This is a genomic window from Frankia sp. ACN1ag (assembly GCF_001414035.1).
GTDB classification, from domain to species: Bacteria; Actinomycetota; Actinomycetes; order Frankiales; family Frankiaceae; genus Frankia; species Frankia torreyi.
Genome location: NZ_LJPA01000016.1, coordinates 44,488 through 66,297 on the forward strand (window position 1 = coordinate 44,488; position 21,810 = coordinate 66,297).

14 protein-coding genes and 9 pseudogenes are annotated in these 21,810 nt (G+C 73.0%); 19 read left to right on the forward strand and 4 right to left on the reverse strand.

Annotation, left to right across the window (positions count from 1 at the left end; translation table 11 throughout):
• Positions 1–61: 61 nt before the first annotated feature.
• Both UK82_RS38160 and UK82_RS38165 read left to right on the forward strand, forming a co-directional pair.
• A pseudogene (locus UK82_RS38160) lies at positions 62–445 on the forward strand (tellurium resistance protein TerC); the annotation flags it as partial.
• Between the two features lies 1 nt (position 446).
• Positions 447–1,120: pseudogene (locus UK82_RS38165) on the forward strand (tellurium resistance protein TerC); the annotation flags it as partial.
• Positions 1,121–1,197: 77 nt separating this feature from the next.
• Here UK82_RS38165 and UK82_RS16100 read toward each other — a convergent pair.
• Positions 1,198–1,935 carry a YafY family protein gene (locus UK82_RS16100; protein WP_044884746.1) on the reverse strand — a complete coding sequence of 246 codons (738 nt, stop codon included), beginning with the start codon at positions 1,933–1,935 and terminating at the stop codon, positions 1,198–1,200.
• A 611-nt stretch (positions 1,936–2,546) separates the two neighbouring features.
• Between UK82_RS16100 and UK82_RS16105 the strand changes: the two genes are divergently transcribed.
• The 3 genes from UK82_RS16105 (at position 2,547) to UK82_RS16115 (ending at position 4,920) form a co-directional block, all read left to right on the forward strand.
• Complete coding sequence (locus UK82_RS16105; RefSeq protein WP_044884783.1) at positions 2,547–3,605, forward strand: glycosyltransferase family 2 protein; 1,059 nt, start codon at positions 2,547–2,549, stop codon at positions 3,603–3,605.
• Positions 3,606–3,783: 178 nt separating this feature from the next.
• Complete coding sequence (locus UK82_RS16110; RefSeq protein ID WP_044884745.1) at positions 3,784–4,437, forward strand: alpha/beta hydrolase; 654 nt, start codon at positions 3,784–3,786, stop codon at positions 4,435–4,437.
• Positions 4,438–4,491: 54 nt separating this feature from the next.
• Positions 4,492–4,920: a dihydrofolate reductase family protein gene (locus UK82_RS16115; RefSeq protein ID WP_082121802.1), complete on the forward strand. Its 429-nt coding sequence runs from the start codon at positions 4,492–4,494 to the stop codon at positions 4,918–4,920.
• A gap of 56 nt (positions 4,921–4,976) precedes the next feature.
• On the opposite strand, the pseudogene UK82_RS41855 reads toward UK82_RS16115, so the two are convergent.
• A pseudogene (locus UK82_RS41855) lies at positions 4,977–5,046 on the reverse strand (MBL fold metallo-hydrolase); the annotation flags it as partial.
• Between the two features lies 1 nt (position 5,047).
• Positions 5,048–5,675: pseudogene (locus tag UK82_RS16120) on the reverse strand (MBL fold metallo-hydrolase); the annotation flags it as partial.
• 319 nt (positions 5,676–5,994) lie between these two features.
• Between UK82_RS16120 and UK82_RS38170 the strand changes: the two are divergent.
• The 4 pseudogenes from UK82_RS38170 to UK82_RS38185 all read left to right on the forward strand — a co-directional run.
• Positions 5,995–6,342, forward strand: a pseudogene (locus UK82_RS38170) (excinuclease ABC subunit A); the annotation flags it as partial.
• Between the two features lies 1 nt (position 6,343).
• Positions 6,344–7,116: pseudogene (locus UK82_RS38175) on the forward strand (excinuclease ABC subunit A); the annotation flags it as partial.
• 1 nt (position 7,117) lies between these two features.
• A pseudogene (gene uvrA / locus UK82_RS38180) lies at positions 7,118–8,631 on the forward strand (excinuclease ABC subunit UvrA); the annotation flags it as partial.
• A 1-nt stretch (position 8,632) separates the two neighbouring features.
• Positions 8,633–8,925, forward strand: a pseudogene (locus UK82_RS38185) (hypothetical protein); the annotation flags it as partial.
• Between the two features lie 100 nt (positions 8,926–9,025).
• Here the strand turns inward: UK82_RS38185 and UK82_RS16130 are convergent.
• Entirely contained in the window at positions 9,026–9,439 is a 414-nt protein-coding gene (locus tag UK82_RS16130; RefSeq protein WP_044884742.1) for an SsgA family sporulation/cell division regulator, read from the reverse strand.
• Positions 9,440–9,689: 250 nt separating this feature from the next.
• Here UK82_RS16130 and uvrC (UK82_RS38190) point away from each other — a divergent pair.
• From uvrC (UK82_RS38190) to UK82_RS16175, 10 genes and pseudogenes are all read left to right on the forward strand, one after another.
• On the forward strand, positions 9,690–10,549 hold an 860-nt coding region (uvrC, locus tag UK82_RS38190; protein WP_236706003.1), incomplete at its 3' end, for an excinuclease ABC subunit UvrC.
• 1 nt (position 10,550) lies between these two features.
• Positions 10,551–12,104 (forward strand): annotated as a pseudogene (uvrC, locus tag UK82_RS38195) (excinuclease ABC subunit UvrC); the annotation flags it as partial.
• Positions 12,101–12,970, forward strand: a complete 870-nt coding sequence (gene rapZ, locus UK82_RS16140; RefSeq protein ID WP_009399441.1) for an RNase adapter RapZ — start codon at positions 12,101–12,103, stop codon at positions 12,968–12,970. The pseudogene uvrC (UK82_RS38195) and the gene rapZ, both read left to right, overlap by 4 nt.
• 98 nt (positions 12,971–13,068) lie before the next feature.
• Positions 13,069–14,262: a uridine diphosphate-N-acetylglucosamine-binding protein YvcK gene (gene yvcK / locus UK82_RS16145; protein ID WP_152989915.1), complete on the forward strand. Its 1,194-nt coding sequence runs from the start codon at positions 13,069–13,071 to the stop codon at positions 14,260–14,262.
• A gap of 14 nt (positions 14,263–14,276) precedes the next feature.
• Positions 14,277–15,254, forward strand: coding sequence for a DNA-binding protein WhiA (gene whiA, locus UK82_RS16150; RefSeq protein ID WP_173667303.1), 978 nt, complete (start codon positions 14,277–14,279; stop codon positions 15,252–15,254).
• Positions 15,255–15,755: 501 nt separating this feature from the next.
• The gene (gap, locus tag UK82_RS16155) at positions 15,756–16,763 is read left to right on the forward strand and encodes a type I glyceraldehyde-3-phosphate dehydrogenase (protein WP_044884740.1); all 1,008 of its coding nucleotides are present in this window, start codon (positions 15,756–15,758) and stop codon (positions 16,761–16,763) included.
• 241 nt (positions 16,764–17,004) lie between these two features.
• Positions 17,005–18,207, forward strand: a complete 1,203-nt coding sequence (locus UK82_RS16160; RefSeq protein ID WP_044884739.1) for a phosphoglycerate kinase — start codon at positions 17,005–17,007, stop codon at positions 18,205–18,207.
• Between the two features lie 15 nt (positions 18,208–18,222).
• Complete coding sequence (gene tpiA, locus UK82_RS16165) at positions 18,223–19,074, forward strand: triose-phosphate isomerase (RefSeq protein WP_255354306.1); 852 nt, start codon at positions 18,223–18,225, stop codon at positions 19,072–19,074.
• 554 nt (positions 19,075–19,628) lie between these two features.
• Positions 19,629–19,859 (forward strand): preprotein translocase subunit SecG, encoded by a 231-nt coding sequence (secG, locus tag UK82_RS16170; protein ID WP_044884737.1) that lies wholly within the window; start codon positions 19,629–19,631, stop codon positions 19,857–19,859.
• 65 nt (positions 19,860–19,924) lie between these two features.
• Complete coding sequence (locus UK82_RS16175) at positions 19,925–21,670, forward strand: ABC transporter substrate-binding protein (protein ID WP_055407979.1); 1,746 nt, start codon at positions 19,925–19,927, stop codon at positions 21,668–21,670.
• The last annotated feature ends 140 nt before the right edge of the window (positions 21,671–21,810 follow it).

Here is a 21,810-nt window from a genome sequence, read left to right on the forward strand (position 1 = left end):
GCCCCGGTGGAGCCGGGGTGGCGCATCCGGGCCGCGACCGGCGACACCTCTGGAGATCTCCGTGCACGTTCCCCTCTGGGCCTGGGCCGCCTTCGTCGGCGCTGTGCTCGGGCTCCTCACCATCGATCTGCTCGCCCACCGCAGGGCCCACGTCATCGGCTTCCGCGAGGCCGCCTGGTGGAGCCTGCTGTGGGTGTCGCTGGGCATCGGTTTCGCCGGGGTCATCTGGGCCTGGCAGGGCCCCGGCGCCGCCGGCGAATACACGGCGGCGTGGCTGCTCGAGAAGAGCCTGTCCGTCGACAACCTGTTCGTCTTCGCGCTGATCTTCTCGTACTTCAAGGTCCCCCGGGAGTACCAGCACCGGGTGCTGTTCTACGGCGTGCTCGGCGCCCTGGTACTGCGGTTCATCTTCATCGCCGCCGGGGTCGCCCTGCTCGAGCAGTTCNGCTTCATCATCTACATCTTCGGCGCCTTCCTGATCTACACGGCCGTGAAGATGCTGCGCGACAGCGGGGTGGAGATGGACCCGGGGCAGAGCCGGGCGGTGTCACTGCTGCGGCGGGTCATGCCGGTCACCGATCAGTACCAGGGGCAGCACTTCGTCCTGCGCCGCGCGGGCAAACTCGTCGCCACGCCGCTGCTCGCCGTCCTCGTCGCGATCGAGACCGCCGACGTGCTGTTCGCCTTCGACTCGGTGCCCGCCGCCCTGGGCGTCACCGACCGGACGTTCCTCATCTACACCAGCAACGCACTCGCCATCCTGGGGCTGCGGTCGCTGTTCTTCCTGCTCTCGGGCCTGATGGAACGGTTCCACCGGCTGGCGACGGGGCTGGCGTTCATCCTGGCCTTCATCGGCGTGAAGATGCTGCTCACCGACGTGTGGCACATGCCGATCACGCTGTCGCTCGGCGTGATCGCCGTCGCGCTGGCCGTCTCGGTGATCTGGTCGCTGCTGACCGAACCGCCCGCGCAGGAGGCGCAGGAGGCGGGGGAAGCGGGGGAGGTCGCCGAGAAACCGGCCCCGGAGGCGGGTTCCTCACCGACCCCGGCGGCCGACCGGGCCGAACCGCGGGAGGTCGCCGCGCCGGGCGGCGGGCTGCCGGGCGGACGCTCGCGCTAGGCCGCCCCGCCCGGCGCGGGCGGCCCGTCGATCGTGGTGACGGCGACCACGCCCGACGGGCCGGCCGCCGGGCACGGTCAGCTCGGCCTCGCCGGCTCGCCGCGCGGGCCGGACGCCGGGGCCCGGCGGATGCGCCGCAGGCCGGGCGGAGGCGCGGTGAAGATCGAGAACGGGTCGTGGTCGTCCGCCGGCTGGCCGGTGTTGACGGCGCGGGAGATCCGGTCCCAGCGGAACCAGTGCGGGCCGCCCCGATCCAGGCACCAGGCCAGCAGGTACCAGTGGCCGCCGGTGAAGGCCAGCAACTGTGGCTCCACCCGGCGGCCCACGGTCCGGCTGCCGGCGGCGTCCTGGTAGTCGATCGCGAGCACCCGGCCGGCCCGCAGGCCCTCCTCGATCGTGGTGGCCAGCGCCGTGCGGGCGACCACGGGTGGCCCCGCCCAGCCGGGTGAGGCCAGTTCGGCGACCTGCCGCTGCTGTGGCGGGGGCATGATGTCGAGCAGCTTCTCGAGCGCCGCCGCGCCGTCACGGGTCAGCGGGCCCGTCGCGGCGGCGGCCAGCGCCACGGCGGCCGAGCTCGCCTGACCCTGGGTGAACGCGACGGGTGGCAGCATCGCGTGCTGGGCGAGCACGTACCCGCCCCCGGGCCCGGAGATCCCGCCGACGGGAACCCCGGCGTCCTGGAGGGCCAGCAGGTCCCGGCGGATCGTTCGCACACTGACGTCCAGCCGGGCCGCCAGGCTTGCGGCTGTGCGCCCGGCGGGTCCGGCCCGGCGCAGCTCCTCGACGATCGCGGTCAGTCGATCTGGGTGCGGCATGCGTTCCACGTTGACAGGGCCCTGTCACGACTGGTGCCGAAACGGCGCGACTTGGGCAATCTCGCTGCCCCATGCCCGTGATGTGCGATGACTGGAGTGCCGAACGGCGGCGGACCCGGGCAGCGGACCCGGGCGGCCCGGGCGGCGCGGCCCGGGCGGCGCGGCCCGGTGACCGGCAGCGGTGACCGGCGCGACAGGCTGGCTCGGTACCGGATTCGGTGTCTCCCGGTGGCTGCGGCGGCGACCGTGATCGGGGTCGAAATTCCGCTCGAGTGTTACCGTAATCCGCATCTGCAGCATTTCCGGTGCACGTTTGGCGGTTTCGGATAACGGGTGGACCGGCGACGGTGCGCGACTCGCCGGGAAGGGAGAAGTGGAGCACCGCGATGCGCTAGTTACCCTGGTCGAGACCGGTGTCCGGGCTGGTCAGCAGGGGTGAGGTGGGTCACGACTGTGGTCGTGGACGGGAGTACGGCCATGAGTGCGGCGGCACCGGCGAAATCCTGATCGATCGACCTGGCCTGATGTGTTCGCCGGTTTGCTCCGTGGACGTACGGCAGGGTTGTCCACGATCTTCTCGTCATCGTTTTATGTTTTAGTGAAGGCGGATGATGCACAGCTTGTTGGCGGTCGTCGTGTCCCACGGAGGCGCAACCCATCTGCACCAGTTGCTCTCGGCCCTGGTCGCCATGAACGGCTGCGAGGCGGTGCTGGTCGAGAACGGCACGCTCGCCGGGCGCTCGGTGCCCGCCGGGGTACGCGTCGTCGAGGGCCACGGCAACGTCGGCTACGGCACCGCCGTCAACCTCGCCGTCAACCTCGCCGTCCGAGGCGCCGTCACGGACGGCCCGGCGCCGGACTGGCTGCTGGTGATCAACAGTGATGTGATGATCCCCCGCGACACCGCGGAGGTCCTGCCCAAGCTCCTCGCCTGGTACCCGCCGTCCGTCGACGCCGTCGGGTTCCCGTTCCTCGCCGGCGACGGCAGCCCCGGACGGTCCCGCGGAGTGCTGCCGACCTCCCGCACGAACGCCTTCATCACGCTGCGCGGCGAGGCGGCGGCCGTCGCCCGGTGGCCGGAGCTGCGCCACCCGGTCGGCGCCTTCTTCGCCATCCGCGTCCCGACCTTCCTGCGCCTGGGCGGCTTCGACCCCGCCTACTGGATGTACTACGAGGAGACCGATCTGTTCGCCCGGCTGTACGCGGCCGGCGGGCGGCTCGCCTGGGCCGACGACGAATGGCCCGTGGTACACGTCGGCGGCGAGACCGTCGGCCGCTCCGGCCTGCTGCACGCCGAGCTCGGCCGCTCGGCCGCCGTCTACGCCCGCCGCCATCGCGCCACCCTGGGCTGGAGCTGGCCCGCGGTGCACGCCGGCCAGCTCGTCGTCCTCACCGCCCGCAAACTCGCCACCGGTCGCATCCATGATGCCCGGCGCGCTGCCGGGATCCTCGCCGGCCTCGCGGCCGGCCTGGCCCGGCCGACCTGGGAGCCCGCCGTGCACTCCCGCTGGCACGCCGCCCCCGCCGCGACCCGCCGTCGCCTCGGCCACCTCTCCCCGGCCGATGCGGCCCGGATCGCAACGCCCGCCGTCCCGGCGCAGAGACCTCGACCCGTTGAGCTGGAGCTGGAACCCGACCCCTCGGTCGTCTATCCCCTCGCCACCGGGTAGGCCTCGCCGCGACCCGGCGGACACCGACGCCCGGCTTGCGCGAGGAGCAGGCGAGCGGCGTCCGGGCTCGATGGGGCGGAACGGGATCCACCGCCGCTCAGTAGCCTGATGCGGCATCAGGACCTGCTGGGCGGGGTGACGGGTCTCGCCGGCGGACCGCGCGTGGTGGAGGAACGACATGGACATCCTGACGCTCGGTCCGGCCGAGCCCGAGCGCGTCGTGCTCTTCGCCACCGGCGCGGGCGGCGACCCGCAGCGTTACCGACCGCTCCTGGACCACCTCGCCGCCCATGGCTGCCGGGTCGTCGCGCCCCGCTTCGAGCGCATGGCCGGGCGGGAGGCGGCTACGGCCGAGTTGCTCGCCCGTCCGGCCGGGCTGGTCGAAGCGCTGCGCCGAGAGGCACCCGCGGACGCGACCGTCGTGGCGATAGGCCACTCCATCGGCGGCTGGGCCGCCCTCTGCCTGGCCGGAGCGACGCCCTGGGAGCGGGACGGCACGCCGTTGGACGTGCCGCGGGAACCTCGGGTCAGCCGGCTCGCCCTGTGGGCGCCCGCCACCGGCTGGTTCGCCGCTCCCGGTGCCCTGGCCGCGGTGACGGTTCCCATGCTGGTCTACGCCGCCGAGCTGGATACCGTCACACCCGTCGACCAAGCTATCCTGCTGAAGAGCGCGCCGGCCGACGTCGAGCTGCGCATCGTGCCGAACGCGGGTCACTTCAGCTTCATGAACTCGCCGCCGCCAGATCTGGCCGACGACGGCGACGCCTTCGACCGTGACCGGTTCCTGCGCGACCTCGCCCAGGCAACCCTGGAGTTCGCCCTGGCGTCCTGAGCCGGGCGATGCCCGGCCACGAGCCGTTGATCGCGGTGCCGGTGCCGGTCGGCCATGGTCCTCCGCGCGGCGGTGAGTCGTTCACGCGATCACGAGGATGGGACTGCTGATGAAGGTGCGCGCCGACCTGAACATCTCGCTCGACGGCTTCGGGTCGACTTCCTGGCGGCCACGCCCGAGGAGGCGCTCCGGCTGGCGGTGGAGGCCGCCCGCGGGCTCGACGTCCGGATCGGCGGCGGACCGACCGTGGTCCGCGACTTCCTCAAGGCCGGCCTGATCGACGCCCTCCACGTTGCCATCGCCCCGATCCTTCTTGGTGGCGGCGTTCGCCTCTGGGACGAGCTGCGCGGCCTCGAACAGAACTACGCGGTGAGAGTGGAGACCGCCGAGAGCGGCACCGAGCATCTCACCTTCACCCGCAGCACGGGCGGAGCCGAGACTCCCGACGCCGAGCCGTGGCGCCCCGTGGGCAACACCCTCTGAGCCGGTCGTCGGCGGCACGATCGGCGGGCCGCCGCGTCCGGCACCCCCTGGGACGGTCACCAGCCGCGGGCGCGCCATTCGGCGAGGTGGGGGCGTTCGGCGCCGAGGGTGGAGTCGAAGCCGTGGNCCGGGTAGATCCAGGTGGTGTCCGGCAGGGGGCCGAACACCTTGCGCTCCAGGTCGTCCATCAGCGTGACGAAGGCGTCGGCGTCACCGAACGTGTTGCCCGGGCCGCCGGGGAACAGGCAGTCGCCGGTGAAGAGGTGCGGGGCGGCGGGGTCGGCGTCGTAGAGCAGGGCGATCGAGCCGGGGGTGTGGCCGACCAGGTGGATCGCCCGCAGGGTCGCCCGGCCCACGGTGATCTCGTCTCCGTCGTGCACGACCCGGGCGGTGGGCACGGGGATCCGAGGGGCGTCGTCGGCGTGGGCGACCGTGGTCGCGCCGGTGGCGGCCACGACCTCGGCGAGCGCCTGGACGTGGTCGGCGTGCCGGTGACTGGTGACCACCGTGGCGAGGCCCGCGTCGCCGATCAGCCGCAGCAGCGTGTCGGCCTCGTTCGCGGCGTCGATGAGGAGCTGCTCCCCGGTGACGGGGCAGCGCAGCAGGTAGGCGTTGTTGTCCGCCGGGCCGACGGCGACCTTGGTCACCGTCAGGCCGGGCAGGGGCCGGGTGTCCGCCGGGCCACCGACGGTGACCTTCCCGGTGTAGCCGCCGGTGGTGGTCGCGCCGGCCTCGTCGCCGTGGGCGTCGCTCATGGGTGTTCCCCTCTCCGGGCGAACGGCCGGGTCTGCTCGGGCATCACGTCCGCCCGCGATGGTCGCGCCCGCCTGAAGTGATTGTCGGCGCCCGGTGGCTCGCCGACACCGCGGACCGGCGTGGGACCACGCCGGGCGCGGAACACCCACTTCGGGCAGGTCGTTACTTTCCGTCGGGTGACGGCCGTACCGCCGGCGCGCGGGCGGGTGCCCGGCGGGCGGCGCCGGCGACCGGCCGTGGAAAAACTGTCAGTCCCCATCCGTAGCATGGCCACACTCGCCCAGGTCCGATTTTCCGGAAGATCATGAGGGATCGACGATGGCCGACCGTCTTGTCGTGCGTGGCGCGCGTGAGCACAACCTCCGCGATGTCGATCTCGACCTGCCCCGCGACGGGCTGATCGTCTTCACCGGCATGTCGGGGTCCGGCAAGTCCAGCCTTGCCTTCGACACCATCTTCGCCGAGGGGCAGCGGCGCTACGTGGAGTCGTTGTCGGCCTACGCCCGCCAGTTCCTCGGCCAGATGGACAAGCCCGACGTGGACTTCATCGAGGGGTTGTCCCCGGCGGTCTCCATCGACCAGAAGTCCACCTCGCGCAACCCCCGTTCCACCGTCGGCACGATCACCGAGGTGTACGACTACCTGCGTCTGCTGTTCGCCCGCGCCNGCCGGCCGCACTGTCCGAAGTGCGGGCGGCCGATCTCCCGGCAGACCCCGCAGCAGATCGTGGACCGGCTGCTGGAGCTGCCCGAGGGCACCCGCTTCCAGGTGCTCGCGCCGGTGGTCCGCGGGCGCAAGGGCGAGTACCTCGACCTGTTCGCCGAGCTGCAGAGCTCCGGGTTCGCCCGGGCCCGCGTCGACGGCACCGTCGTGGCGCTCACCGACGTGCCGAAGCTGGAGAAGCAGCGCAAGCACACGATCGAGGTCGTGGTCGACCGGCTGGCGGCCAAGGAGTCGGCCAAGCGGCGCCTGACCGACTCGGTGGAGACGGCGCTGCGCCTGGGTGGCGGCCTGGTCCTCGTCGACTTCGTCGACCGGGCCGCCGACGACCCCGAGCGCGAGCGGATGTACTCCGAGCACCTCGCCTGCCTCTATGACGACCTGTCCTTCGAGGAGCTCGAGCCGCGGTCGTTCTCGTTCAACTCGCCCTACGGCGCCTGCCCCGACTGCACCGGCATCGGTACCCGCAAGGAGGTCGACCCGGAGCTCGTCGTGCCCGACCCGACCCTCTCCCTGGCCCAGGGTGCCGTGGCGCCGTGGGCCGGCGGGCACAACAAGGAGTACTTCGAGCGGCTGCTCACCGCCCTCGCCGAGGACCTCAGCTTCCGGATGGACACCCCCTGGGAGGGGCTGCCCGAGCGGGCCCGCACGGCGGTGCTGCACGGCAGCGGCGAGACCGAGATCCACGTCGGCTACACCAACCGCTACGGCCGTAAGCGGNCCTACTACACGTCGTTCGAGGGGGTCATCGGCTTCATCGGCCGCCGCCACCGGGAGGCCGAGTCGGACAGCAGCCGCGAGCGGTACGAGGGCTACATGCGCGACGTGCCCTGCCCGGCCTGCCGCGGGGCCCGGCTCAAGCCCGAGTCGCTGGCCGTCACGGTCGGCGGCCGGTCCATCGCGGAGGTCGCCGGGATGGCGATCGGCGAGTGCGCCGAGTTCCTGCGCGGGCTGGAGCTCAGCGAGCGGGAGCGGACGATCGCCGGGCGGGTGCTCAAGGAGGTCGACGCGCGGCTGACGTTCCTGCTCGACGTCGGGCTCGACTACCTCTCCCTCGACCGGGCCGCCGGCACCCTCGCCGGCGGGGAGGCGCAGCGCATCCGGCTGGCCACCCAGATCGGCTCCGGCCTCGTCGGGGTGCTCTATGTGCTCGACGAGCCGTCGATCGGGCTGCACCAGCGGGACAACCGTCGGCTCATCCAGACCCTGCTGCGGCTGCGTGACCTGGGCAACACGCTCATCGTCGTCGAGCACGACGAGGACACCATCCGGGCCTCCGACTGGGTGGTCGACATCGGCCCCGGCGCGGGTGAGCACGGCGGGCGGGTCGTCGTCTCCGGGCCGGTGGCGGAGCTGCTCGCCAGCGAGGAGTCGATGACCGGCGCCTACCTCTCCGGCCGGCGCCAGATCCCGGTGCCCGACATCCGCCGGGTGCCGACGAAGGGGCGGGCGCTGACGGTGCACGCCGCCCGCGAGCACAACCTGCGCGACGTCACGGTCTCGTTCCCGCTGGGCTGCTTCGTGGCCGTCACCGGGGTGTCCGGGTCGGGCAAGTCCACCCTTGTCAACGACATCCTCGCCGCCGTGCTGGCCAACAAGCTCAACGGCGCCCGCGAGGTGCCCGGCCGGCACCGGACCGTCAGCGGCCTCGACCACCTCGACAAGGCAGTCAGGGTCGACCAGTCGCCGATCGGGCGGACCCCGCGGTCCAACCCGGCCACCTACACCGGCGTGTTCGACCACATCCGCCGCCTGTTCGCCGAGACGACCGAGGCCAAGGTCCGCGGGTACCTGCCGGGCCGGTTCTCGTTCAACGTCAAGGGCGGCCGCTGCGAGGCGTGCTCCGGCGACGGCACCATCAAGATCGAGATGAACTTCCTGCCGGACGTGTACGTGCCGTGTGAGGTCTGTCATGGTGCCCGCTACAACCGGGAGACCCTCGAGGTCCACTACAAGGGGCGCAACATCGCCGAGGTCCTCGACATGCCGATCGAGGAGGCGGCCGAGTTCTTCGCCGCGGTGCCGGCGATCGCCCGTCACCTGCGCACGCTCAACGACGTCGGACTCGGCTACGTCCGCCTCGGCCAGTCGGCGCCGACGCTGTCCGGCGGCGAGGCGCAGCGGGTCAAGCTCGCCTCCGAGCTGCAGCGGCGCTCCACCGGCCGGACCGTCTACGTCCTCGACGAGCCGACGACCGGGCTGCACTTCGAGGACATCCGCAAGCTGCTCGGGGTGNTCGGCCGGCTCGTCGACGCCGGCAACACGGTGATCGTGATCGAGCACAACCTCGACGTCATCAAGACGGCGGACTGGATCATCGACATGGGGCCGGAGGGCGGCACCGGCGGCGGTCGGGTCGTCGCCCAGGGCTCGCCCGAGACCGTTGCCGCAGTCGAGGAGAGCCACACCGCGGTCTTCCTTCGGGAGATCCTCGGCGACCGGGTCCCGGCCGCCGGCGGGGCGGCGGCCGAGGCCGGTGGTGGGGGAGGCGCTCGGCGGCGCAGGCTCGCCGAAGCGGCGGCCCGCTGAGAGGCGCGCCGGCCGCCCGGCGGGCCACAGGGTGGCCGGCGCCGGGCGGGGATCCGTCGACCGCGCGGGTCCGCGGTGCGGCCGCCCGGGGCCGGGGAGATCAGGTCTGGAGCAGGTTCGCCAGGACGGTGTCCAGCTCCTGCTCGGTGTGCTCCTGGCCGGTCGGCACCAGCCGTTCGGTGCGGTCCAGGAAGCTGCGCAGCGACGCCGTCGCGAGGACCACGACGGAGTGGCGATCCCCGTCGACCAGGTCCAGCCGGACGCCGCCCTCCCCGGGGTCGGGGCCGATCCGCACATCGCCGTCGCCGACCGCCGCCTCCAGCCCGGCACGCAGGGCGTCGCGGGGGGCGACCCAGCTCCCCTGCGGCAGCGCGGGGTGCTCCGGCCTGGACACCAGGGTCATGGACACGGCCAGCGGATCGCACGCACGCCAGCAGATCTGGAACACCGTCACCCGCCCACGGCTGGCCGCGTCGTCCACGACGAACTCCGCCGTGACGTCCTCACCAAGCACGAGCTGGCTCCCTCGGTTCGCTTGCCCGATGTGTCGAGGGTCGCAGCCCCCCGCGCCGGACGCCAGTGGGGGCACCAGAAACAACGGAAAGTCCGGGATTAATCACGACCAGCTTCAGGATCTGTCGCCTGCTGTCATCCTTCTGCCACGCTTCGAGAGGGCCCGCCGATGAGGTTGCGCGCTATGCGTGATGAAATGGTTACGTGCAGGCGCTGCTCATGCGGGATGATGGTCGCCGTAGGCTCGGTTCATGGCTGATCCGGCGTCCTACCGACCCGCGCCGGGCTCGATTCCCGAGACCCCCGGCGTCTACCGCTTCCGCGACGAGCACGGCCGTGTGCTCTACGTGGGCAAGGCCAAGAACCTGCGGGCCCGGCTGGCCAACTACTTCGCCGATCTGCACACGCTCCACCCGCGTACCCAGCACATGGTCCAGGCCGCCAGCGCGGTCGACTGGACCGTGGTCTCCACGGAGGTCGAGGCCCTCCAGCTCGAGTACACGTGGATCAAGGAGTTCGATCCGCGCTTCAACGTCCGGTACCGCGACGACAAGAGCTACCCGAGCCTCGCGGTGACCCTCCACGAGGAGTTCCCGCGTCTGCAGGTCATGCGGGGACCGAAGCGCAAGGGTGTGCGGTACTTCGGTCCGTACGCCCACGCCTGGGCGATCCGGGAGACCCTCGACCTGCTGCTGCGCGTCTTCCCCGCGCGCACCTGCTCGGCGGGGGTGTTCAAGCGGGCCGGGCAGGTCGGCCGGCCGTGCCTGCTCGGCTACATCGACCGCTGCTCGGCGCCCTGCGTCGGCCGGGTGGATGCCGAGACCCACCGGGAGATCGTCGACGACTTCTGCGACTTCATGTCCGGTCAGACCGGCCGCTACCTGCGCCGGCTCGAGCAGGAGATGCAGCAGGCCGCCTCGGCCCAGGAGTACGAGCGGGCCGCGCGGCTGCGCGACGACGCCGGCGCCCTGCGGCGCGCCATCGAGAAGCAGGCCGTCGTGCTGCCCGACGGCACCGACGCCGACGTGATCGCCTTCGCCGAGGACGAGCTGGAGGCCGCGGTCGCGATCTTCTATGTTCGCGGTGGTCGCGTGCGCGGGCAACGCGGCTGNGTGGTCGACAAGCTCGACGAGGTGACCACGGCCGACCTCGTGGAGCAGTTCCTCACCCAGGAGTACCTGGAGGGCACCTCGCTCACCACCGCCGGCGCCGTTCCCCCCGTTCCCCCCGGGCAGGCCGGGCAGGCCGGCGCATCGGATGCCGCCGTCGTGGCTGCCGCTCGGGCCGCCGGGCCCACGCCGCCGGCCCGGTCGCCGCGCACGGACCCGCAGGGCGCGGGCATCCCGCGCGAGATTCTCGTGCCCGCCCTGCCCCCGGACGCGGACGCCGTGGCCGAGCTGCTCAGCGTCGCCCGCGGCGGCCGGGTCGAGGTCCGGGTGCCGCGCCGCGGCGACAAGCGCACCCTGCTGGAGACCGTGGAGCGCAACGCCCGCCAGGCGCTGACGCTGCACCGCACGAAGCGGGCCAGCGACCTGACCGCGCGCAGCCGGGCGCTCGCCGAGCTCCAGGAGGCCCTGGAGCTGCCGGACGCGCCGCTGCGCATCGAGTGCTACGACGTGTCGAACATCCAGGGCACCAACGTCGTCGCGAGCATGGTCGTCTTCGAGGACGGGTTGGCGCGCAAGTCGGAGTACCGCCGGTTCTCCATCCGCGGCGGCGCGGGCGCCGGCCGCGAGCACGGGCGGCCGGACGCCGGGCAGGACGACGTCGCCAGCATGTACGAGACCATCCACCGCCGGTTCTCCCGGTACCTCGCCGAGCGGTCCCGCACGGGGGAACTCGTCGACATCGTCGACCCCGTGGAGGATCTCGCCGTCGGCCCCACCGCCGCTTCCACCGCCGATCAGACTGGCGACCTCGCGGGCGACGTCCCTGCCGGTGCCGAGGCGGGCGTGCGGGACGGGCGGGGCCGGGCCGGGCCGACGGGCGCGGCGCAGTCGATCGACCCGGACACCGGCCGACCCCGCAAGTTCGCCTACCCGCCGAACCTCGTCGTCGTCGACGGTGGCCCCCCGCAGGTCGCCGCGGCCGCCCGAGCCCTCGACGAGCTCGGCATCGACACGGGGCCCGGCGGGGTGGCGCTGTGCGGGCTCGCGAAGCGGCTGGAGGAGGTCTGGCTGCCCGACTCCGCGGAGCCGGTGATCCTGCCGCGCGCCTCCGAGGCGCTGTACCTGTTGCAGCGGGTCCGGGACGAGGCGCATCGTTTCGCCATCACCTACCACCGGCAGAAGCGGTCCGCCGCGATGGTGACCTCCGCTCTCGACGACGTGCCCGGCCTCGGGGAGACCCGGCGCAAGGCGCTGTTGCGGCAGTTCGGCTCGGTGGCGAAGGTGCGGGCGGCGAGCGCCGAGGAGATCGCCCAGGTGCCCGGGATCGGGCCGCGCACCGCCGCGGCGATCCTCACGGCGCTCGGCCGGTCCGCGCCGGGCACCGCCGCCGCCCCCACCCCCGCCGTCGACCCTCGCACCGGTGAGATCCTCGACGAGGCGCCACCGGCGCCCGCGCCGGAACCCGACCCGGTGCTGACCGCACCGGCGCCCGCGGCGGACGATCCCGCCGCGGCGGCACGCGCCCTGCACCACGCCGACTCGGGAAGGCCGTCATGACCACCCCGACCCTCGACCTCGCCATCATCACCGGCCTGTCCGGCGCGGGGCGCAGCACCGCGGCCAAGTGCCTGGAGGACCTCGGCTGGTTCGTCGTCGACAACCTGCCGCCGGCCCTGCTGTCCACCATGGCGGAGCTCGGCCACCGCTCCGGGGGCGCGGTCAGCCGGATCGCCGTGGTCGTGGACGTCCGCGGCCGGGCGTTCTTCTCCGACCTGCGGGCAGCGGTCGCGGCGCTGGACGCCCGCGGCATGCATCCCCGGATGCTCTTCCTCGAAGCCAGCGACGACGCGCTCATCCGGCGGTTCGACCACGTCCGCCGGCCGCATCCGCTGCAGGGCGACGAGCGCGTGGTCGACGGCATCGGCCGGGAACGGGCGCTGCTCGCCGAGCTGCGTGGCGAGGCCGATCTCGTCCTCGACACCACGGACCTGAACGTCCACGAGCTGCGGTCGAAGATCGATGCGGCGTTCGGGCAGCCGGGCGCGAACCGGCTCAACGCCACCGTGGTGTCGTTCGGGTACAAGTACGGGCTGCCGCTGGACGCCGACCTCGTCGCCGACTGCCGATTCCTGCCCAATCCGCACTGGGTGGAGGAGCTGCGCCCCTACACCGGGCGGGATCCGCAGGTGCGTAGTTATGTCCTCGCCCAACCCGGGGCGCAGGAGTTCCTTGACCAGTACGCGGCCCTGCTGCGCCTGGTCGGGGAGGGCTATGCGCGGGAGGGCAAGCGGTACCTGACCCTCGCGGTCGGGTGTACCGGCGGCAAGCACCGCAGCGTGGCGATGGCCGAGCAGCTCGGCGCGCGACTGGCCGCCGACGGCGTCGGGGTCCGGGTCGTGCACCGCGATCTGGGACGGGAGTGAGCGTGCCGAAGCCCACCGGCCCCGGCCGTGACCCCCGGGCCGCTGAGGGCGCTGGGGCCACCGGGGGCGCTGAGGGCGCCGGGGTCACTGGGGTCGCCGTGGCCCCTGAGGCCGTCCAGGCCGTCGAGGACGCGGGCGCCGGGCTGGAGCCGGCGGTCGTCGCCTTCGGCGGCGGCCACGGGCTCGCCGCCTCGCTGGCCGCGCTGCGCCAGCTCACCTCGGCGCTGACGGCGGTGGTTACCGTCGGCGACGACGGCGGATCATCGGGGCGGTTGCGAGCGGAGCTCGGCGCGCTGCCCATGGGGGACCTGCGGATGGCGCTGGCCGCGCTCGCCGGCCCGGACGGCCCGCCGGCGACCTGGGCGGAGCTCTTCCAACACCGGTTCGCCGGCTCCGGCTCGCTGGCCGGGCACGCCGTGGGGAACCTGGTGCTGACCGGGCTGGCCGAGCACACCGGCTCCCCGGTTGCCGCCCTCGATCTCGCCGCCGGCCTGCTCGGGGCGCGGGGTCGGGTACTGCCGCTGTCCACCGCGGGCATCGACATCGTCGCCGACGTCCTCGGGTTGGACCCGGCCGTACCGGGGGCGGTGACCGAGGTACGCGGGCAGGCCGCAGTTGCCACCACGGCGGGACGGGTGGCCGGTGTCCGGCTCGCACCGGCGGAACCGGCGGCCTGCGCGGAGGCGGTGGCGGCGGCCCACGCGGCCGACTGGCTCGTGCTCGGCCCGGGCTCGCTTTACACGAGCATGCTGCCGCACCTGCTGGTGCCTGGGATGCGGCAGGCGATCACCACCTCGCGGGCGCGCACGCTGATGGTCCTCAACCTGGCCGCCCAGCCGGGGGAGACCGCCGGGTACACCCCGCAGGCCCACCTCGACGCCCTGCGCCGGCACGTGCCCGGGCTGCGCCTGGACGTCGTGATCGCCGATCCGAGTGCCGTGCCCGAGCCCGACCCGCTGGCGCGGGCCGCGGCGGATCTCGGCGCCCGGCTGCATCTCGCGCCGGTGCGGGTGCCCGGCGCACCCGTGCACGACCCGGCCCGCCTTGCCGAGGCCTTCCGTGCAGTGTTCGCACGGTCCGGAGCGGGCGCACGGTCCGGAGCGGGCGCACGGTCCGAAGCGGGCGCACAGTCCGCGGCGGCGTCGCCGGCCGTCCGCACCGGGCCGTCCGGGCCGCCGGCCCCGTCGGTGCCGCGGGCGCCGTCCGCGGGGGTCAGCCGGCGGCCGGTCACGAAGTACCCATCGTCCGGCGGCGCCGTTCGCCGGACCCCATTCGGTGAAGCCAAGGAGTGATCGGTGTGGCGGCGATGACGGCCACCGTCAAGGACGAACTGAGCCGGCTACGGGTCGCGAAGCCCTGTTGCCGGCGGGCCGAGATGGCAGCCCTGCTGCGTTTCGGTGGGGGGCTGCACATCGTCGGGGGCCGCATCGTGGTGGAGGCGGAGCTGGATACGGGTGCGACCGCGCGTCGGCTGCGTCGGGAGGTCGCCGAGGTCTTCGGCTTCCCGTCCACGGTGGCGGTGCTCGCCGCCGGGGGGCTGCGCCGCTCGGTGCGCTACATCGTGCGGGTCGAACGCGACGGTGAACAACTCGCCCGCTCGACGGGGCTGCTCGACCAGCGTGGCCGGCCCGTCCGCGGGCTGCCGCCGCAGGTCGTCACCGGCTCGGCCTGCGACGCGGCGGCGGCATGGCGGGGTGCGTTCCTCGCCCATGGGTCGCTGACGGAACCTGGCCGGTCCTGCTCGCTCGAGGTGACCTCGCCCGGTCCGGAGGCGGCGCTCGCGCTGGTCGGGGCGGCGCGGCGGCTCGGTGTGCAGGCCAAGAGCCGCGACGTGCGTGGGGTCGACCGGGTGGTCATCCGGGACGGGGACGCCATCAGCGCGTTGCTGACCAAGATCGGTGCCCATGACAGCCTGATGGCCTGGGAGGAGCGGCGGATGCGCCGCGAGGTCCGGGCGACGGCGAACCGGCTGGCGAACTTCGACGACGCCAACCTGCGCCGCTCGGCCCGCGCCGCGGTCGCGGCCGGGGCGCGGGTGCAGGCGGCGATGCGCATCCTCGGTGACGACGCGCCCGAGCACCTGCTCGCCGCGGGCCGGCTGCGCCTGGAACACGCCCAGGCGTCCCTGGAGGAACTCGGCGCGCTCGCCGACCCGCCGCTGACCAAGGACGCCGTCGCCGGGCGGATCCGGCGGCTGCTGGCGCTCGCGGACAAGCGGGCGAACGCACTCGGCATCCCCAACACCGAGGCAAGCGTCTCGCCGGACCTGCTGGAGAACGCCTGAGTGTTGACAATGCGTCATCTGGTTGATTCCGGGCATTTCGCTAGCTGGATCAGCGCTATTCCTGATAAGGGCCCGTTGGTGGCGGAACGTGCCGAGGTCGGACCAACGATGCCCGAACGTCCGTGGAATAATCGCGGAGTAGCACCATCGGGATCGCACGCAGGGGACGGTGCAGGCCTCGCGCCGCGGGGGTGCCCGAACGGTGGAGCGGCTCGGACGGTGTGACAGGCAAGCGCGGGACGTGCCTGGCCCGGGGGTCCGGGTGGGGGAGCGGCGGGAACCTCCGGAGGCGGAGCATCGTCGTGACCGGGTGGGAGCAGGTAGCCCGACGGACGCGCGGTCCCGTGTGAGGAGACCAACACCGCACGGTTCGGATTACCGCCGATGATGTGCGAACTCGTTAGGCTCCTGCCTCGACAACGAGATACCGAACTCCGGTCATGACGCAAGCGGCGTCGTGGCCGTCGAAACGACGAGACAAGACGGTAGGGAGTCCTGAACGTGGCTACGCGGGTGGGTGTCAACGGCTTCGGGCGGATCGGCCGTAACTTCTGGCGGGCGCTCGCGGCGAGCAAGCGGGACGACCTTGAGATCGTCGCCGTCAACGACCTGACCAACAACAAGACCCTCGCGCACCTTCTCAAGTACGACACCACCCTGGGCACGCTGGCCGCGCCGGTCAGCGTCGTCGACGAGGGCATCCGGGTCGGCGACACCCTGATCAAGGTGCTCGCCGAGCGCGACCCGGCCGCGCTGCCCTGGGGCGAGCTGGGCGTGGACATCGTCATCGAGTCCACCGGCCGGTTCACCAAGGCCGCCGACGCGGGCAAGCACCTCACGGCGGGTGCCAAGAAGGTCATCATCTCGGCCCCGGCCAAGGACGAGGACATCACCGTCGTCGTGGGCGTGAACGACGACGCCTACGACCCGGCGAAGCACCACATCCTGTCCAACGCCTCCTGCACCACGAACTGTGTGGCGCCGATGGCCAAGGTCCTCGACGAGGCGTTCGGCATCAGCCAGGGCCTCATGACCACCATCCACGCCTACACCAACGACCAGGTCATCCTGGACTTCCCGCACGAGGACCTGCGCCGGGCCCGGGCGGCGGCGCAGAACATCATCCCGACCACCACCGGTGCCGCCAAGGCCACCGCGCTGGTCCTGCCGCACCTCAAGGGCAAGCTCGACGGCATCGCCATGCGGGTGCCGGTGCTCGACGGCTCGGTCACCGACCTGGTCGCCACGCTGAACACGCCGGCGACCAAGGACGAGGTCAACGCGGCGTTCAGGGCGGCGGCCGACGGCCCGCTCAAGGGCTACCTGGTCTACACCGAGGACCCGATCGTCTCCTCCGACATCGTGAACACCCCGGCATCCTGCACCTTCGACTCGCTGCTGACGATGTCCGCCGGCAACCAGGTCAAGATCGTCGGCTGGTACGACAACGAGTGGGGCTACTCCAACCGGCTGGTCGACCTGACCGCCCTGGTCGGCGCCCGCCTCTAGGTTCGCCGTAGTACTGGTCTCGCTGTAGTACTGGTTTCGCTGTGGTGCAAGGCGCCGTTCCGGCCGGGGCCGCCGTCCGCGGTCCCGGCCGTCGTGGTTGCGTCCCGCACTCTTCCTCTCGCATCGCAACCGCAACGCCGCGGAGCGTGTCCGGCCAGGTTCCCGGTGGGGATCGCCGGAGGCGGTTCGCAGCATCGCCCGTCTCCCTTCCCCGGTCTCGAACCCAATGGAGTAACCAAGAGTGAGGACGATCGACGACCTACAGGTCGCCGGGCACCGCGTCCTGGTCCGCAGCGACCTGAACGTGCCGCTGGACCGTTCGGGCGACACCCCGCGCATCACCGACGACGGCCGGGTCCGCGCCAGTGTCCCGACGATCGCCGCGCTGCTGGACCGTGGCGCGCGGGTGATCGTGACCTCCCATCTCGGCCGTCCCAAGGGCGAGCCCGACCCCAAGTACTCGCTGGAGCCGGTCGCGGTCCGCCTCGGCGAGCTGCTCGGCCGGCCGGTGGCCTTCGCCGGCGACGGCACCGGCGACATCTCCGGCGCCCGCGCGCGTGAGGTCGTCGCCGGTCTCGGCGACGGCGAGGTGGCGCTGCTGGAGAACCTGCGCTTCTCGCCCGGCGAGACCAGCAAGGACGCCGTGACCCGGGCGTCGTTCGCGGACGCCCTGGCGGCCCTGGCCGAGTTCTACGTCGGCGACGCCTTCGGCGCGGTCCACCGGGCCCACGCCAGCGTCGTCGACGTGCCCAAGCGCCTGCCGCACGCGGCCGGCCGGCTGGTGCTCACCGAGCTCGACGTGCTGCGCCGGCTCAGCGCCGACCCGGCCCGCCCCTACGCGGTGGTCCTCGGTGGCTCGAAGGTGTCGGACAAGCTCGGGGTCATCCGCGCCCTGCTGCCCAAGGTCGACGCGCTGCTCGTCGGCGGTGGCATGTGCTTCACCTTCCTGGCGGCCCTCGGCCACGGCGTCGGGGGCTCGCTGCTCGAGTCCGAGATGATCGACACCTGCAAGGCCCTGCTCGCCGAGGGCGGCGACCGGATCGTGCTGCCGACCGACGTCGTCGTCGCCGACCGCTTCGCCGCCGACGCCCAGACGGCGGTCGTCGCCGCCGACGGGATCGAGGCGGGCTGGCTCGGCCTGGACATCGGCCCGGAGTCCACGGCGCAGTTCGCCGAGCGGCTCGCCGGCGCCGCGACCGTGTTCTGGAACGGCCCGATGGGCGTGTTCGAGCTCGCGCCGTTCGCCGCCGGCACCCGCGGGGTCGCCGAGGCGATCGCCGCCGGGGACGGCTTCTCCGTGGTGGGTGGCGGGGACTCCGCCGCCGCCGTGCGCACGCTCGGCATCCCCGACGACGCCTTCAGCCACATCTCCACCGGCGGCGGGGCGAGCCTGGAGTACCTCGAGGGCAAGACGCTGCCCGGCCTCGCGGCGCTCGATGTCTGAGACCGGGAGCCGGTGATGGCACCGCTGGGCCGGGGACGATCCGAACGGGGTACCGAGAAAGGTAAGAACCGCGTGAGCAAGGACAAGGGCACCGGGCGGCGGACACTGGTGGCCGGCAACTGGAAGATGAACCTCAACCACCTCGAGGCCATCGCGCTGGTGCAGAAGATCGCCTTCGATCTCAAGCCCGCGGAGCTCGAGACCGTCGAGGTCGTCGTCATCCCGCCGTTCACCGACCTGCGCAGCGTCCAGACGCTGATCGACGGCGACAAGCTCGCCCTGGGCTACGGCGGGCAGGACCTCTCTCCGCACGGCTCGGGCGCGCACACCGGCGACATCAGCGGGTCGATGCTGGCCAAGCTCGGCTGCTCCTACGTCGTCGTCGGCCATTCCGAGCGCCGCGCCGACCACCACGAGGACGACGCCCTGGTCGCCGCGAAGGCGAAGGCGGCCTACGCCGCCGGGATCACGCCGATCCTGTGCGTCGGCGAAGTGGAGGAGATCCGCGCGGCCGGCACCCACGTCGAGCACGTGCTGGGCCAGCTCACCGGGTCGCTTGCCGGGATCACCGCCGAGCAGGCCGCGACGATCGTCATCGCCTACGAGCCGGTGTGGGCGATCGGCACCGGCCGCACGGCGTCCGCCCAGGACGCCCAGGACATGTGCGCCGCCGTGCGCGGGCAGCTCGCCCGGCTCTACGGCGACGCGGTGGCCGCGGGCATCCGCGTGCTGTACGGCGGCTCGGTGAAGGCGGCGAACGCCGGCGAGCTGTTCACCATGCCCGACGTCGACGGCGGGCTCGTCGGCGGGGCCAGCCTCGTCGCCGAGGAGTTCGTCGGCATCGTGCGCAGCGGCCCGCCCGCCTGAGGCGGCCGAACCGAGAGCCCGGTGGGGGTGAACCCCGCCGGGCTCTCGCCGTTGTGGGCGCAGTGCCGTTGTGGGTGCGGTGCCAGATCTCGACGCACGCAACGCTCGCCCGCCGGCCGGACCCGGCTGCGCATCGCGCGCCCGGAGCGGGGTGCGTCACCGCGGTCCGGGCGACAGGGTGCGGTACCTTGGCGGAACCGTAGAGAAACGGCCGGCCGGGCCGGTCTGTATGCGGCTGCCCGCCGTGTACCCGGTCACGCACCCGGCCCTCGCGGTGCCGGTTCCGGCGGGGGCTCGCCGGTGCAAGCGGATACTGTTGCCTGGCGACGTGTGCCGATACCGCTTGCCCCCTGACGGTTGCCGGATCCACCGAGGTTGCTGCCAGGCGTGGGTTGCTTGGCAGGTGCAGGGTGCTTGGCAGGCGTGGGTCGCTTGGTAGGCGCAGGTTGCTGGAAGGCGCAGGAGGTGTGCAGGGCCGTGGAGCCTCCACTGTCGCGGAGGCGAGCCGGGCGCGGGTCTCCTGCCACCTCCCCGAGGAGCAGGAGCTGGTCTGAATGACGGTCGGTCTGTCGATCGCCTTGATCATCGCGAGTATTCTGATGATCCTGCTCGTCTTGTTGCACCGGGCCAAGGGCGGCGGTCTGTCCACCCTGTTCGGTGGGGGCGTGTCCTCGTCGCTCGGCGGTTCCTCCGTCGTGGAGAAGAACCTCGACCGGCTGACCATCCTGGTCGGGACCGTGTGGTTCGTCTGCATCATCGGTCTCGGTCTGCTGCTGAAGAATTGAACGCCCCGCGTGCGCGCCGCCGCCCCCGGAGGGCGGCGGCGTCTCGACTTGCGGCGCTCGCCGCCATGCTCGCCGTCACCGTCGCGGCCTGCAGCGGCGGTTCCGGCGGATCCGGCCGCCTCGCCGCCCCCAGCCCCACCCCGACGGCCATCGCCACGACCCCGCCGGCGGCCAAGCCCGGGGGCACCCTGCGCATCGTCACCCAGCAGATGCCCAGCGGAGACCCGGGCTGGGCCGACCAGCCCGGCGAGCAGGCCGTCGTCCGCCTCGTCGCCCGCCAGCTCTACAGCTATCCCGCCGACGCCGATGCGGCGAAGTCGACAGTCCCGCGGCCCGACCTGGCCGCCGGGGCGCCGATTGTCACCGAGGACGGGCTGGTCTACACCGTCCGGCTGCGGTCGGCGGCCCGCTGGGACACCCCGAACCAGCGGCGGATCACGGCCAACGACGTCGCCCGTGGCATCAAGCGGCTGTGCGTGCCGCCGGATCCCTCCCCGCTGCGCGGCTACTTCGCCGCGACGGTCGTCGGCTTCCGCGAATTCTGTACCGAGCTCGCGGCGACCCCGGCCGGGGACGCCGCCGCCTTCGTCGAGAGCAACACCATCGAGGGGGTGGAGATCGTCGGCGATGACACCGTCGCGTTCCACCTGCTCGCCCCGGTGAACGACTTCGTCGACGTACTGGCCCTGCCGGCGGCGTCGCCGGTGCCGCTGGAGGCGCTCGCCTATCCGCCCGACTCGCCGGAGTACCTGCACAACCTGGTCTCCGACGGGCCCTACCGGTTCACCATCGCCCCGGACGACGACGCCACGCCGGGCTACCGGCTGGCCCGAAACCCGTCGTGGAGCGCCTCCTCGGACGGCATCCGCCGGGCGCTACCCGACCACATCACGATCATCGACGGGCTGTCCCCCGAACAGATGCAGCAGCAGCTCGAACGCGGCGACGCGGACATGGCGCTCGACGGTGAACTCCCGGCCGGCCGGGCCGCGGAACTGGCGAAGGCCAAGGACCCGCGCCTCGTCGTCGCCCCGGTGGGTTCCACCCTGGCGCTCACGGTAGGCCTCGACGGGCCGTCCGCGGCAGCCCTGCGCGAACCGGCCATCCGCCAGGCGCTGCCCTACTGCATCGACCGGGTGAGCCTGGCCGCGGCTCTCGGCGGCCCCGAGTTCGCCGCCACCACGGGCGGGCTGCTGCAGGAGCCGATGACCGGCTACAACGACGCCGACCCGTTCCCGAGCCCCGCCGGCCTCGGCGACCCGGCCCGCTGTCGGGAGGCGCTCAGCCAGACCCCCGGCGGACCCGTCACGGCGCTGTCGCTGCTCACCACCGACAGCGCCACCGACGCGGCGGTCGCCGAGGCGCTGCGTACGGCGTTCGCCCGCGCTGGCGTCCGCCTTGACGTGCGGATCCGCACCGGTGCGCGCTGGACCGCCGCGGCGGTCCAGCCCACCGGCCAGTTCTGGGACCTGGCGCTGTCCACGATCACCCCGGCGTGGTTCGGCGACGCCGGGCGCACGGTCTTCCAGCCGCTGCTGGACGAGCAGTGGCTCGGCCCGCGGCCCGCCGACGGCGGCTACCGCGATCCGAACGCCTCCCGCCAGCTCGACGCCGCCCTGCGGGCCACCTCGGAGACCACCGCGGCCGCCTCGTGGGGCGCGCTGGAGCAGACCGTCGTCGGCAGCGCCGCGGTGATCCCGCTGGCGGTCGTGCACACCCCGGAGTTCCACAGCGCGGGGGTCACGACGTTCGCGATCGTGCCGTCCATCGGCACGGCCGATCCGTCCGCCGTGTCGCTCGGATCCGGATGACGCCCGACCCGTCCTTGATCGTCCCGGCTGTGCATGGCCGGGTTGGGGTGGTCGGTGCATCCACGTTGGGCCCTGGCGGCCTACACTCCCCCCAGGACGTACCCGGAGGGACAACCCGGGGGAGTGGCCGGGAACGTCAT

Excerpts from the sequence above, each read along its gene's own strand:
- UK82_RS16110 (WP_044884745.1), top strand. The coding sequence starts at position 3,784 with ATGGACATCCTGACGCTCGGTCCGGCCGAGCCCGAGCGCGTCGTGCTC.
- rapZ (WP_009399441.1), top strand. The coding sequence starts at position 12,101 with ATGACCACCCCGACCCTCGACCTCGCCATCATCACCGGCCTGTCCGGC.
- UK82_RS16115 (WP_082121802.1), top strand. The coding sequence starts at position 4,492 with ATGGTCCTCCGCGCGGCGGTGAGTCGTTCACGCGATCACGAGGATGGG.
- whiA (WP_173667303.1), top strand. The coding sequence starts at position 14,277 with ATGACGGCCACCGTCAAGGACGAACTGAGCCGGCTACGGGTCGCGAAG.
- UK82_RS16175 (WP_055407979.1), top strand. The coding sequence starts at position 19,925 with ATGCTCGCCGTCACCGTCGCGGCCTGCAGCGGCGGTTCCGGCGGATCC.
- UK82_RS16105 (WP_044884783.1), top strand. The coding sequence starts at position 2,547 with ATGCACAGCTTGTTGGCGGTCGTCGTGTCCCACGGAGGCGCAACCCAT.
- UK82_RS16100 (WP_044884746.1), bottom strand. The coding sequence starts at position 1,935 with ATGCCGCACCCAGATCGACTGACCGCGATCGTCGAGGAGCTGCGCCGG.
- tpiA (WP_255354306.1), top strand. The coding sequence starts at position 18,223 with ATGGCACCGCTGGGCCGGGGACGATCCGAACGGGGTACCGAGAAAGGT.
- secG (WP_044884737.1), top strand. The coding sequence starts at position 19,629 with ATGACGGTCGGTCTGTCGATCGCCTTGATCATCGCGAGTATTCTGATG.